We start from the raw sequence: 12,875 nt of genomic DNA, 5'->3' as shown, positions 1-12,875 counted from the left end.
CGATGCTCCAAGGGTTGACAAGAATGCCGCGGAACGTATCGCCCATCGAAACGCCTCAATGGCAAGTAATTACCATTCCTTCGACCGGGCTTTTGTGGTAGCAGACCACCGCCGCCCGAGCCCGCGGAAGATCGTTTCCTGTCGCCTGCCTCAGTGGAAACAGAAAACCGCGCGCAGCTCGCCCCGCGTGCGCGATGCTGAAGAGGTCCGCGGTCCTGGGAGGGGGGCCGCGGACCTCAAACGCCACCAGGAGTCCGCAGTGACCTCGACAAGATCGGCCGCCACCATGTCCAACGGGCCCATCGACCTGCGACGACTCGCCAACATCGCCGAAATCGACGCGACATTCGCCGAACTTCACCATCAGGCCGAGCGCCGAGTGCGCGTCGTGTCACCAGGGGAAGCCGTTCTCTCGGCGTCGGACAACGCCGCCCGAATTCGACGCCAGACCCTTGTGTGGGAGGGCGGCGAGGCGGCGATGTTCTCACACCGGGCCGCCCCCTCAGATGAATTCCGCACTCGTGAGCACCTTCCTTCTCGAATGATTCATATCGACGCCCGAATCGCAGCGCTTTCCGCGGTCGATCAAGGTTCCCCCTCCGCTTTCGTCATCCGATCACCGCTCCTGCTCCAGTTGCTCGCGGAGTGGTTCGACCCGCTCTGGTCGGCACAAGGGACGGTGACGCCGGCAAGCACGCCTTCGGGCCCGCTGACCGTGATCCAGCATCGGATCCTCGGCCTGCTGCCGGAACATGTGACGAGGCGATCGCTCGGCTGCTCGGAATCAGTGTCACGACGGTCCGGCGGCACGTGAAGGCGATCTACGAGAAGTTCGGCGTCGGCAACCGGTTCGCGGCCGGAGTCGCGGCGGCGGTCACCTCGCGGGCGCACCGCCCGGCATCCGCAGCACGGTGACCAACCTCTGCCGCACTTCCCTTGCCACCGCGTGATTCTGCCGTCGAGCCAGTACTTGAGTCAGCTGCCTGAGATCGTGCCGGATCGTGGCCGAGTCGATCAGGTGCAGATGATCGAGCACGGAGGTCATCAGCTCACAGGCCCGGTCGAGCTCTCCCGCGGTGCCGTAGGCGAGGGCGGCACGGGTGACGTAGCGCGCGCGGCTGCGATGCGCGTCGGGGGCGAATCGCGTCACCCCTCGATCGAGCACTTCGGCCGCTTCCGCCGGCAGTCCGAGATCGTAGAGACACCAGCCTCCCACCAGAACACTCAGATCCGGCGTGTGCGTGGTTCCCAGTTCGGGAGTGCCGTCTCGCGCCTCGGCGGCACCGAGCAATTCGGCGGACAGATCCAGCGCGCGCCGGCAGGCCGCGTGGTCCCCGGCCAGCGCATGTCCCTGCGCCTCCCGTTGCGCGGCCAAACCGCGAATGCGTGCCGGGATCCGCTCGTCGACTTGGGCCTGACGGGCGAGGGAGATCGTGGTCAGCGCGTCCGCGGCGTGCAACGCGACATCGGCTTGCCGAACCAGCGCGTAGGTGGAGAGCGAGTGATCGCCACCGAGTACGGCCATCCGCACCGCGGTCTCGGTCCACCAGAGTGCCATCCGGTCGTCGCCTGCCTCCTGCGTCATCCAACCGGCGAATTCAGCGTAACGCGCCGCCAGCCGCCAGAGCACCGGGCGATCCTCTTGAGAAGCGTTGCTCGCCACCCCCCGCAAGGTCTGGGTGTCGGCGATGACCCCGGGAAGTACGACCGCGGGGCCCGCCACCTGGCCGAGGCGGCGCGCGGTCTCGAACCGGCTCCAGAACATCGCGGCGAGCGTGGTCACATCCCCGCTGTAGGTGGCCCGGTCGCCGAAGGTCATACCGAACTCGGTCTCCTTCGGTACCTGTTCCCCTCCCGGTACGAAAAAGCCCGCGCCTCCCGGCGTCACACCCAAGGTCCAGCCATCTCGCTCCACGGCGTCGAGTTCCCTGACGGACGCGCCCGCCACGACACCGTCCGCCACGAGCCGGAGCAGTTCGCCCTCCGCATCCACCGCCGCGTCGCACAAACGGGCCAGCTGAACAGTCGGCGCCTTCTGCCCGGATTCGATCTTGCTCAGGTGGCCCTTGCTGTAGTGGACGCGGACCCCCAATTCGGTGAGGGAGATACCTGCCGTCTCCCTCCGCCTGCGCAATTCAGCGCCAAAACCCGGTTCTCCCGGCACTGCTCACCTCCTCTTCAGGATCGGCACCTGCTCGAATTCTCCGGCGAGGTGTCCCGGTCGTGCACCCGTCACGAGACGGTGCCCGCGCGGACGACTTGGCGTGCCATCGCCGTTCCCAAGATCCGCCCCCTCCTCCGGTCAACTCGGCCCGACCGGAACCCCTCCGGCATAGATGCCAAGAATGAAACCGACCAGCAAGCACGCTACAGCGATCCTGACCGCCACAGCCAAGGTAAGGAACGAACGCATCGTCTGCACCTCTCTCGATGACTCGATCTGTCATTCGACGATGACAGGTCGAGACGAGGTTCAGAATGGGCTTCCCCGTGGCAACCGGCCAGGACAACGGGAAACGTCAACGCGACATCCGAAGCGCCATGGCCAGCACCGCGTGCGCGCTCCCCGCGTGCGGCAACTGACCCGATCCGACGAGATCGAGAACGTCTCCGAAAGGCAGCCTCGTCACGATCAGATCCGCCTCACCCGGCCCGAGAGATTGACCATGACAGGTCAATCCGGTCGCGAGAAAGATCCGATCGACATGATTGCTCAAGGAGTCGGCGCTGTGGATCACGCCCAGCGGTTCCCAAGCGGAAGCCCGCAAACCGGTCTCCTCGGCGAGTTCGCGGCGAGCGGCGGCGAGGGGATCGACGTCGTCCCTCTCGACCCCGCCTCCCGGCAACCGCCATTGAACCGAACCGTGCGTGTAGATCCACTGTCTGGTGAGTACCACCCGATCCGCGCCGTCGAGCGCCAATATGGTCACCGAATTCGGCGCGACCACATGCGAGTAGACGTCACGGCCCCCGTCCGGACGGATCACGTCGTCCGCTCGGACCTCGAACCATCGATTCTTGTGCACGACGTCGGTACCGAGTCGTTTCCACCCGAATTCAGAGATCGGACCGCAGCCGTCGACGAGTGTCACCTGACCACCTTATTTGTCAGCACCAAATCCGGACCGAATCGCCTCACTCGGCCACGCATCCAACGTTGGAAACCCCAGGACCATACGATATCGACGAACATCGCATCAGCACAGCGATCATGCCCACGGTTTCCCGTTTCCGATGGACCATGGAAATAAGAAAGGGGCTGACGACTCACACTTCTGCCGCAACGCCGAGCGCGGATCCGCGGTGTTCTGGAGTGTTCCCGGGCGCCTCAGGCGCACTCACCGTCACGCCAATCGCGTCCACACCGGACGAGCCGCCCTCGTGGCGACATCCAGACCTGCCGCAAGGGAATCCAGGATTAAACGCACGAACTTCCTCGTTCTGCGCCGGAAGTTCGTGTCGTAAGGTCGTGTACCGCATCCAGCGTGGCGTGTGGCCGCCCTGTGTGCGCGTTCACCTGGCCGCGAAGGCCTCCTTGCCTACCCTGAAGGTAGTGAAGGAGTCCTTCGCTACCCGCCACTGCGCGGTCACTGTCCCCAATGCCGCATTGGAGACGCTCAGCGACACCAATGCGACATTGGGGACACTCAGCCGCATGGGCGCCCACCACTCGCGACATCGAAACGCGGTTACTTGATACCGGCCGCGTCCATGCCGCGCAGCTCCTTCTTCAGGTCCGAGACCTCGTCTCGCAGGCGGGCGGCCAGTTCGAATTGCAGGTCGCGGGCGGCCTGCATCATCTGGTCGGTCATCTGCTGGATGAGGTCGGCCAGCTGGGCGCGCGGCATCCCGGAGACGTCCTTGTCGACGAGCATTCCGGAGCTGCGCACCCGGTCGCCCTGCTCGGGCTTCTTGCCGCGCGACACGTTGCGGCCCGAACCGCCGACGGCGACGGTCTCCTCCGAGTCCTCGGCCTCGCTGTAGACGCGGTCCAGGATGTCGGCGATCTTCTTCCGCAGCGGCTGCGGGTCGACGCCGCGCTCCTCGTTGTAGGCGACCTGCTTGGCGCGACGGCGATCGGTCTCGTCGATGGCGTGCCGCATCGAGTCGGTGATCTTGTCCGCGTACATGTGCACCTCGCCCGACACGTTTCGCGCCGCGCGGCCGATCGTCTGGATCAGTGACGTGCCGCTCCGGAGGAAACCCTCCTTGTCCGCGTCGAGGATCGCGACCAGTGAGACCTCGGGCAGGTCGAGACCCTCACGGAGCAGGTTGATGCCGACCAGCACGTCGTAATCGCCCGCGCGAAGCTGCCGCAGCAGCTCGATCCGGCGCAGCGTGTCGACCTCGGAGTGCAGGTACCGCACCCGGATCCCCAGCTCGAGCAGGTAGTCGGTGAGGTCCTCTGACATCTTCTTGGTGAGCGTGGTGACCAGGACGCGCTCGTCCTTCTCGGCCCGGTCCCGGATCTCGTGCACCAGGTCGTCGATCTGGCCTTCGGTGGGCTTCACGACCACCTTCGGGTCGACCAGGCCGGTGGGCCGGATGACCTGCTCGACGAACTCGCCGCCGGCCTGCCCCATCTCGTACGGCCCCGGCGTCGCCGACAGGTACACCGTCTGCCCGATCCGGTCGCTGAACTCCTCCCAGGTCAGCGGCCGGTTGTCGACCGCGCTGGGCAGCCGGAACCCGAACTCGACCAGGTTCCGCTTCCGCGACATGTCGCCCTCGTACATGCCGCCGATCTGCGGGACGGTCTGGTGCGACTCGTCGATGACCAGCAGGAAGTCGTCCGGGAAGTAGTCGATCAGCGTGGCGGGCGCGGTCCCCGCCCCACGGCCGTCGATATGCCGCGAATAGTTCTCGATGCCGGAGCAGAACCCGACCTGGCGCATCATCTCGATGTCGTACGCGGTGCGCATCCGCAGCCGCTGGGCCTCGAGCAGCTTGCCCTGTTTCTCCAGCTCGGCCAGCCGCTGCTCCAGCTCGGCTTCGATGCCGTGGATGGCCTTCTCCATCCGCTCCGGGCCCGCGACGTAGTGCGTGGCCGGGAAGATGCGGACCTCGTCGACCTCTTTCACGATGTCGCCGGTGAGCGGGTGCAGGTAGTACAGCTTCTCGATCTCGTCGCCGAAGAACTCGACGCGGATCGCCAGCTCCTCGTACGCCGGGATGATCTCGACCGTGTCGCCGCGGGCGCGGAAGGTGCCGCGCGCGAAGGCGATGTCGTTGCGGGTGTACTGCACGTCCACCAGCGCGCGGAGGAAGACGTCCCGGTCGAGCTGCTCGCCGACCTTCAGCTTCGACGACCGGTCCAGGTACGACTGGGGCGTGCCGAGGCCGTAGATGCACGAGACACTCGCGACCACGATGACGTCGCGCCGCGACAACAGGTTCATCGTCGCCGAGTGCCGCAGCCGCTCGACGTCGTCGTTGATCGACGAGTCCTTCTCGATGTAGGTGTCCGTCTGCGCGATGTACGCCTCGGGCTGGTAGTAGTCGTAATAGCTGACGAAGTATTCGACCGCGTTGTGCGGGAACAACTCCCTCAGCTCGTTCGCCAGCTGCGCGGCCAGCGTCTTGTTCGGCGCCATCACCAGCGTCGGACGCTGGACGCGCTCGATCAGCCAGGCCGTCGTCGCCGACTTGCCGGTACCCGTGGCGCCGAGCAGCACGACGTCCCGCTCGCCCGCGTTGACCCGGCGTTCGAGCTCGTCGATGGCCGCCGGCTGGTCACCGGCGGGCTTGTAGTCACTGACGACCTCGAACCGGCCGCCGGTCCGGGGGATGTCGGTGACGGGCCGGTGGTCCGACTGGGCGAGTACGGGGTGTTCGGTTGCGAAAGCCACGTCCACCAGAGTAGGCGCAAGGTCCGACAGTTTCTCCGATCGCCTGGTCGCCAGCCCCCTCAGCAGTTGCAGTCGCAGCAAGAACAGCACTCGCAGCAACTGCAATCGGCCCCGGCACAACCGTCATGCGGCTTCCCGCTCCACGCCCCGGGGAACGGGTCGCGGCAGCAGAACTGGCACGAACAGCACATGTAGGTGGCCACGGCGCAGCCGAAGAAGAAGCCCCGTGGCTGGGGCGGCACCCGGAACTTCGGCGTCCAGCAGCCGCCGCCCTGACCGTCGACCGGGCCGTGTCCGCCGCGTTTCCCCTTCTTCGGCGGCTCTTGGGGCGGACCGCCGCCGCCGGGTGCGCCCGGCGGTGGCGGAGGAGGCTGGTAACCGCCCTGCTGGGGCGGATAGGGCTGGTGGGGGTGCTGTTGCGGCTGAGGTCCGGGGCCGATCCACCCGGGTGGGGGCTGCTGGGTCCCGTGCCCGAAGGCGCGCCGCACCGCCTGCCGCAGTTCGTGCACCAGCAGCGCGTGCACCAGCTTGGGCTGCTCGAACCTCACCTCGCGAAGGGCGAGTTCGACGCCCAGTACGGCGTCGTCGCACAACCGTCGTGCCTCGGCGAGCCCGGTCCCGGTGGCCGTCAGCGGGTTCCACGCGCCGGCGGCCTCGTCCTCGGCGAGGTCCTCGACGGCGTCGAGCAGATGCGCGGCCCTGCCGAACAGGCGTCCGGCCTCGGCCAGCGGCGCGGTGTTCTCCGGACGACCCGCCAGCACGGCGGTGTGCGCGAACGCGGCCGACGTCGCCAGCTCGGCGGGTTCGGTGGCCAGGACGGCCGAGTCGCCGAGACGAACGGCGCGTTCGATCTCGCCCTGCCGGTCGACGGCCTCGGTCAGGACCGCCGTGTCGAAGCCGATCCGGGTGCCCGTGAGGCTCCCCTGGTCAGCCCAGCGCGTCGCCATCCGCCTCGCGGCGACAGCGACGGAGCGCCGCGCGAAGGCGCCGTCACGGTCCTCGACGTGGTCACTGATCTTGGCCGAGGCCAGCACCAGGGAGACCGCCGCCGCGAGCTGGGCGCCGCCGCCCTTCGCAACCGACGTTCCCTTCATCGCCCGAAGCGGGCAAGGTCCGGCGTCGCGCCGTCCCTCCACGCGCGGCGACTGGGCTTCGACGAGCGCCGAGATGATCAAGCCGTCGTAGTTCGTCACCATTCGGGCGAGATGTCCGTGTTCGTCGCGCAGCGTCAGGCAGAGCCCGCAGAGATGGGCAAGCCAATCTCCGTGCAGACCTGCGGAAAGCCGGTGGCGGCACGGCCTGATGATCCCGAACATGCGTTGTCTCCCACTCACCCCTTTGGCGGAACCAGCGCACCCTATCCGGCCCCGGCGCGCTACCCCGGGGAAACCACGAAACCGTGATCGTCCACCCGGTTGGGCGGTGGCCGCGGGCGCCGGAGCCTTCCAAGATGGGCCCATGACCGCGCTGCACCCACCCAAGGTCGAGTACTTCGACACGGCCGCGAAGACCAACACGGATCCCAAGGGCGTCGTGAGGAACGTCGAGGAGTACCGCGAAGAGCCCTTCGGCCTCTACATGGCGCGGCCGACCCCTGGACGGACTCAGTTCCACTACCTCGAGTCCTGGCTGCTGCCCGACCTGGGCCTGCGGATCACCGACTTCTGGTTCAACCCCGGCCACGAACGCGATCAGGACTTCTATCTCGACGTCGTCGACATCCGCCGCGAGGACGGCGTCTGGGTCGCCACCGACCTCTACCTCGATCTCGTCCTTCGGGACAAGAAATCCGTCGAGGTGATCGACACCGACGAACTCCTCGCCGCGGTCACCGCCGGGCTGCTCTCCCCCGCCGACGGCGAACGCGCGCTCGGCGTCAGTCACCTGACGGTGGACGGACTGGCCACCCACGGCCACGACCTGCGAGGCTGGCTGTCCACAAAGGACATCACGCTCGGCTGGCGACGGCACTGACCGGTCGGCATCCACCGATCGGTTGACCCCTGGTCATCCGGACGATCGAACGGATTCTGACCGCCCGAAGGACTCGCCGCGCGCCGCGTCGCGGGACTCTCGATCACGAGCGAAACCGATCGAGAGGGGGCGGATACCCGTGGTCATCGAGGCCGAGGGACTCCGGGAGCGGCACAGCGAAGGAGAACGCGCGGGGGTCGCGCCGTTCGCCAGGACGCCGGTGCTCGCGATCGCCGGGGCGATGGGGGCGGTCCTCGCGGCGACTGCCGGTCGCTACGGCTACTTCGGCGACGAGCTGTACTTCCTGGCCGCCGGCCGTCATCTGAACTGGGGGTATGCCGACCAGCCGCCGCTGTTGCCGCTCCTGGCGCGCCTGATGGACGCGTTCGGCGCCGATTCACCCTTCGTCCTGCGGATCCCGGCGATGCTGGCGATGGTCGCCGGGGTCGCGCTGACCGCGTTGATCGCCAGGGAACTGGGCGGCGGCCGCAAGGCGCAGGTGATCGCGGCGGCGACCTTCGCGGTGTCCATCCAGATGCTCGGTGGCGGGCACTACCTGGCGACCAGCACCCTCGACCCGTTCCTGTGGACGCTGCTGATCTGGCTGCTCGTCCGGTGGGTGCGGATTCGCGCGGACGGCCTCCTGCTCTGGGCCGGAGTGGTGACCGGGTTCGCGCTGAACACGAAGTTCCTCATCGGGGCCTTCTGGGTCGTCGCGCTGGCCGCCGCGGTGGTCTTCGGGCCGCGCGACCTCCTCCGCCGTCCGGCGCTCTGGCTCGGTGCGCTGATCGCCGTCGCGATGATCACGCCCACGCTGATCTGGCAGGCCGCGAACGGCTGGCCGCAGCTGACCATGGGCGCGGCGATCTCCCAGGAGGTCTCGGCCGGCTGGGGCGGGCGGGCCACGTTCGTGCCGACGCTGGTGATGAGCGCCGGCATCCCGATCGGCATGGTCCTCGTCTGCTACGGACTGTGGCGACTGCTGCGATCCGAACGGCTGCGGCCGTACCGGTTCCTCGGCTGGACCGCGCTCGGCGTGCTCGCCGTGTTCCTGCTGGCGAACGGGCGCTACTACTACGCGGCGGGGATGTTCGCCCCGCTGTTCGCCGCCGCCGCGGTGGAGATCGAAGCCGGTCAGGCGTCGAAGTACTGGCGCTGGATCGCCACCTGGCCGGTGTACCTGGTGGCCACGGTGATCGCGATCCCGCAGGCCCTTCCGATCCTTCCGCAATCGACGCTGGCGAGTACTCCGGTCTGGGCGCGGCCGATCTTCTCCGCCGAGGAGATCGGCTGGCGGGAGATCACGGAGTCGGTGGCACAGGCGTACCGCGCCGTTCCCGACCCGACCCGCACGGGCGTCATCGCGGCGAAGTACTGGCAGGCCAGCGCGATCGACCACTATGGACCGGAACTGGGCCTTCCGTCGCCGTCAAGTCCCAACCGTGGCTACGTGACGTTCCCGAGGCCGCCGGAATCGGCACGGGACATCCTTTTCGTCGGGAACGACGCTTCGGTACTTGTGCCGCACTTCACGCAGGTGCGTGAGGTCGGCGCGCTCGACAACCGGGCCGGGGTCACGAACGTGAGTCAGGGCATGAAGATCTGGCTGGCCACCGGCCGGAACGAGACTTGGGACACGGTGTGGCCGAGACTCACGGACTGGGGCTTCTGACCCCTCACCGGTCCTCCCACGACCGACGAGCCACGCCGGTGGGACGTAGGGTGCGAGAGGACCGGCACCCGAGGGATCTGCGAGGAATGGATGGAAGCCGCTAGCGCGGCCGAAACACCGACCGCGTCCAGTGCGGCGTTCGCCCGGCTCCCGGTGGCGCTGCTCGCCGCCGCGGCCGCGGCGGTCCTGCTGGCGACGGCGTGGCGGTACGGCTACTTCGGCGACGAGCTGTACTTTCTCTCCGCCGGCAAGCGGCTGGCCTGGGGTTACGCCGACCAGCCGCCGGTGCTGCCGTTCCTGGCGTTGGCGATGGATTCCCTCGCGCCGGGCGACGTCTTCGTGTTCCGCCTCCCCGCCGTCCTCGCGACGGCCGCGGGGGTCGTGTTCACCGGGCTCATCGCGTACGAGATGGGCGGGGACCGCCGGGCCCAGACCCGTGCGGCCGCCGCGTACGCGATCTGCGGGCAGTTCATCGGGAGCGGGCACTACCTGGCGACCTCGACGATCGATCCGGCCTTGTGGGCGCTCATCGCGTGGCTGCTCGTGCGGTGGATGCGGACGCGCGACGACAACCTGTTGCTGTGGCTGGGCGTGGCCACGGCGGTCGCGCTGAACGTCAAACTCCTCATCGCGACGTTCTGGGTCGCCGCCGGGGTCGCGATCCTCGTCTTCGGGCCCCGGGATCTCTTACGCAGGCCCAAACTCTGGATCGGCGCGGGTATCGCCGCACTGTCGCTCGTGCCGACCCTGTGGTGGCAGGCCGCGAACGGCTGGCCACAACTGGAGATGGGCGATGTCATCGCGCACGAGACCACCGGCGGCTGGAGCGGGCGGGCGGGCTTCCTGCCGGCCCTGCTGACCGGGGCGGGCCTCGGCATCGGGGTCATCGGTGTCCTTTATGGACTCTGGGTCCTGCTGTTCTCGCCGAGGTCGCGCGAATACCGATTCCTCGGCTGGACCGCCGTCGGCGTGATCGCGCTGTTCATCCTGTCCAACGGCCGGTACTACTACGCGGCAGGCATGTTCGGCGTCCTGTGGGCGGGCGCGGCCGTCCACTTCGGACAGTTGAAACCGTCACGATGGTTCCGCTGGATCCCGACCTGGCCGGTTTTCCTGCTTTCCGCGCTGTACACCCTCCCCTACGCACTGCCGGTGTGGCCCGCAGCCTGGCTCGCGGAAGGCCGGGACGTACCTCGTCCGGCGTACGCGCTGGAGGAGATCGGCTGGCCGGACCTCGCCCGTTCGGTCGCGGACGCCTATCACCGGCTCCCGCCGGAGCAGCGAGCGCGCACCACCCTCGTCACCGCCGGGTACTGGCAGGCCGGAGCGCTGGACCGGTACGGCGCCGACTACGGACTACCCGCCGTCTACAGCCCCAGCCGTGGCTTCTGGTACTTCGGTCATCCGCCCGAGACCGCGGACACCGTGCTGTTCGTCGGGCCCGATCCCGGGCGGCTGCGGCATTCGTTCACCGACGCCCGCGTCGTGTCCCGCGTCGACAACGCGCTCGGCGTCCGCAACGTGAGCCGCGGGATGCCGATCTGGCTGGTCACCGGGCATACCGAATCCTGGACGACGGCGTGGCCCGGCCTGCGAGAATTCCGGGTGTGACCTACGGGGTCCAGCCCGCCGACCCGGCCCACGCGTCGGCCCGGGTGAAGGCCGCGTCGACCCAGACCTGTTTCTCGTCGGTGTACTGCTCGACGGTCCCGTCACCGGCGTGCTTCGCGGCCATGGCGTTCTTGACCGCGGCGTAGGCGTCGCGCTCGTCCGAGTTCCGCCGCAGCCACTCCGGGAACAGCAGGGCGAGCCGCCAGGCAGGCGTCTCCTGGGAGCGGACGTGCAGGTTGACCGGGCGGCGTGGATCGCCGCCGAAGTGGAACCGCTTCGGCCAGGTGCCGTCTTCGCCATGCGCGTCGTCGAACCATTCGCCTTCCGCACGCGGGAACCCGGCGTCGGAGAGCACGTCGGACAGCTCGTCGGCCTTGTCCAAAGTGGACACCGTCAGCTGGAGGTCGAGAATGTCCTTGGCGGGCAGCCCTGGCACGGACGTCGAACCGATGTGATCGACCCGCACGGCGTTGTCCCCCACCACCATGCGGATCCGCGCGAGCGCCCGCTCGGCCTGCACGGGCCACGTCTGGTCGTACCGCGCGATCTTCGGCGACATGGGCGCTCGCGGCTTGCGCAGCCGCACGTTCGCCTCGAACGGGGTCAGCCTGTCCGCCCACAACGCGTCGACGTCGGCGAGCACGATGTCGGGAGCGCCGCTGTTGTCGAACCAGACGTCGGCCACCGCCCGGCGCTGATCGGTCGTGGCCTGCGCCTTGATCCTGGCGCGCGCGTCGGCCTCGGACATCCCCCGCGCGTCGACCAGACGGCGGACCCGGGTCTCTTCCGGCGCGTCGACCATGACGACGAGGTGGTACATCGGCGCGAGACCGCCTTCGACCAGCAGCGGGATGTCGTGGACGATGATCGCGTCCGGCGCCGCTTCGGCCATCAGCTCGGCCGTCCGGGCGCCGACCCTCGGGTGGACGATCGAGTTCAACCGCTTGCGGGACTCCTCGCCGGCGAACGCCTTGGCGGCGAGCGTGGCGCGATCGAGCGAACCGTCGGACGCGAGGATGTCGTCCCCGAACGCCTCGACGAGCTCGGCGAGACCGGGTGTTCCCGGTTCGACGACCTCCCTGGCGATCTTGTCGGAGTCGATGAGGACGGCGCCGTGCTCGGAAAGCCGGTTCGCCACCGTCGATTTTCCGGCGCCGATCCCGCCGGTCAGGCCCACACGCAGCATGTCGATCAGCCTAGGGCGTGTCTCCCAAACTGAAGTTGGCAGGTTGGGAGAGGGTACGCGCGCGTTTCTTTTCGGCCGGAGGCCTCGGGTTTGCGGAGGCGGGCCGCTGATGCCGCGGCCCGGCTGCGGAAATCCGAAAGCGCGCTTTGAGAGACACGGCCTAGTGGCGCGACCAGCGGTGACCGCGCAGGGTCACCGAGGTGGCACATCCGGCACAGAAGGGTGCAAAAGGCAAGATCATCGTGACGCGTGACTCAACCATTTCGAGTGACACGCCGGGCGGTTACGCGGATTTGGGAGCTTGATTGCGTACCGTGCGCGGCGAAGGTAGCCCACACGGAGGAACGATGGCAGACGGCAAGCACGCGGGAAGGCACCGGCTCGGTACGCCGGGGCTGGTGCACTGTGTCCTCCATCGTCCCGTGGCCGAGGCCCTCGCCGAATATCGGCGCACGTGGCTGAGCGCGCTCCTGGTCCCCGCCAGGCACAGCTTCGCCGGACTTCGCCGCAAGGCGCGCGCCGCGGCCCTCGAACGCATCTGGGTGCCGGCCGTCCGGCCCGCCACTTCCTGAACCGCAACTAG

General features: G+C 68.3%; 11 protein-coding genes. 6 read left to right on the top strand and 5 right to left on the bottom strand.

The window, feature by feature from the left end; all coding sequences use genetic code 11:
* Nucleotides 1-259: 259 nt before the first annotated feature.
* Both ACLARN_RS33890 and ACLARN_RS33885 read left to right on the top strand, forming a co-directional pair.
* Nucleotides 260-814 carry a hypothetical protein gene (locus ACLARN_RS33890; RefSeq protein ID WP_409495577.1) on the top strand — a complete coding sequence of 185 codons (555 nt, stop codon included), beginning with the start codon at nucleotides 260-262 and terminating at the stop codon, nucleotides 812-814.
* A complete protein-coding gene (locus ACLARN_RS33885) occupies nucleotides 766-915 on the top strand; it encodes a LuxR C-terminal-related transcriptional regulator (RefSeq protein WP_409495573.1) in 150 nt (49 codons plus the stop codon). Before ACLARN_RS33890 ends, ACLARN_RS33885 begins: the two co-directional genes overlap by 49 nt.
* Here ACLARN_RS33885 and ACLARN_RS33880 read toward each other — a convergent pair.
* From ACLARN_RS33880 to ACLARN_RS33865, 4 genes are all read right to left on the bottom strand, one after another.
* Nucleotides 875-2,134 (bottom strand): helix-turn-helix domain-containing protein, encoded by a 1,260-nt coding sequence (locus tag ACLARN_RS33880; RefSeq protein ID WP_409495547.1) that lies wholly within the window; start codon nucleotides 2,132-2,134, stop codon nucleotides 875-877. The two genes, ACLARN_RS33885 and ACLARN_RS33880, sit on opposite strands and share 41 nt — an antisense overlap.
* Nucleotides 2,135-2,519: 385 nt before the next feature.
* On the bottom strand, nucleotides 2,520-3,092 hold the full coding sequence (locus ACLARN_RS33875; protein ID WP_409495546.1) for an NUDIX domain-containing protein: 573 nt from the start codon (nucleotides 3,090-3,092) through the stop codon (nucleotides 2,520-2,522).
* A 597-nt stretch (nucleotides 3,093-3,689) separates the two neighbouring features.
* On the bottom strand, nucleotides 3,690-5,849 hold the full coding sequence (gene uvrB, locus ACLARN_RS33870; RefSeq protein ID WP_409495545.1) for an excinuclease ABC subunit UvrB: 2,160 nt from the start codon (nucleotides 5,847-5,849) through the stop codon (nucleotides 3,690-3,692).
* Nucleotides 5,850-5,908: 59 nt separating this feature from the next.
* Nucleotides 5,909-7,165 (bottom strand): DUF5685 family protein, encoded by a 1,257-nt coding sequence (locus tag ACLARN_RS33865; protein WP_409495544.1) that lies wholly within the window; start codon nucleotides 7,163-7,165, stop codon nucleotides 5,909-5,911.
* A gap of 142 nt (nucleotides 7,166-7,307) precedes the next feature.
* On the opposite strand from ACLARN_RS33865, the gene ACLARN_RS33860 reads away from it, so the two are divergent.
* The 3 genes from ACLARN_RS33860 (at nucleotide 7,308) to ACLARN_RS33850 (ending at nucleotide 11,106) form a co-directional block, all read left to right on the top strand.
* Nucleotides 7,308-7,823, top strand: coding sequence for a DUF402 domain-containing protein (locus tag ACLARN_RS33860; RefSeq protein WP_409495543.1), 516 nt, complete (start codon nucleotides 7,308-7,310; stop codon nucleotides 7,821-7,823).
* A 139-nt stretch (nucleotides 7,824-7,962) separates the two neighbouring features.
* A complete protein-coding gene (locus ACLARN_RS33855; RefSeq protein WP_409495542.1) occupies nucleotides 7,963-9,495 on the top strand; it encodes an ArnT family glycosyltransferase in 1,533 nt (510 codons plus the stop codon).
* A gap of 90 nt (nucleotides 9,496-9,585) precedes the next feature.
* A complete protein-coding gene (locus ACLARN_RS33850; RefSeq protein ID WP_409495541.1) occupies nucleotides 9,586-11,106 on the top strand; it encodes an ArnT family glycosyltransferase in 1,521 nt (506 codons plus the stop codon).
* A 1-nt stretch (nucleotide 11,107) separates the two neighbouring features.
* On the opposite strand, the gene coaE is transcribed toward ACLARN_RS33850, so the two are convergent.
* The gene (gene coaE / locus ACLARN_RS33845) at nucleotides 11,108-12,292 is read right to left on the bottom strand and encodes a dephospho-CoA kinase (protein WP_409495540.1); all 1,185 of its coding nucleotides are present in this window, start codon (nucleotides 12,290-12,292) and stop codon (nucleotides 11,108-11,110) included.
* A 347-nt stretch (nucleotides 12,293-12,639) separates the two neighbouring features.
* Between coaE and ACLARN_RS33840 the strand changes: the two genes are divergently transcribed.
* Nucleotides 12,640-12,864 carry a hypothetical protein gene (locus ACLARN_RS33840; RefSeq protein ID WP_409495539.1) on the top strand — a complete coding sequence of 75 codons (225 nt, stop codon included), beginning with the start codon at nucleotides 12,640-12,642 and terminating at the stop codon, nucleotides 12,862-12,864.
* Nucleotides 12,865-12,875 lie beyond the last annotated feature (11 nt).

Origin of the sequence: Amycolatopsis sp. cmx-11-12 (assembly GCF_046269425.1) — a bacterium.
Taxonomy (GTDB): domain Bacteria; phylum Actinomycetota; class Actinomycetes; order Mycobacteriales; family Pseudonocardiaceae; genus Amycolatopsis.
Note: the sequence above shows the minus strand (reverse complement) of the source record. Positions and strands in the feature narration are given on the sequence as shown.

Coding starts and splice junctions, on each gene's coding strand:
- ACLARN_RS33865 (WP_409495544.1), bottom strand. CDS start 7,165: ATGTTCGGGATCATCAGGCCGTGCCGCCACCGGCTTTCCGCAGGTCTG.
- ACLARN_RS33860 (WP_409495543.1), top strand. CDS start 7,308: ATGACCGCGCTGCACCCACCCAAGGTCGAGTACTTCGACACGGCCGCG.
- ACLARN_RS33850 (WP_409495541.1), top strand. CDS start 9,586: ATGGAAGCCGCTAGCGCGGCCGAAACACCGACCGCGTCCAGTGCGGCG.
- coaE (WP_409495540.1), bottom strand. CDS start 12,292: ATGCTGCGTGTGGGCCTGACCGGCGGGATCGGCGCCGGAAAATCGACG.
- ACLARN_RS33840 (WP_409495539.1), top strand. CDS start 12,640: ATGGCAGACGGCAAGCACGCGGGAAGGCACCGGCTCGGTACGCCGGGG.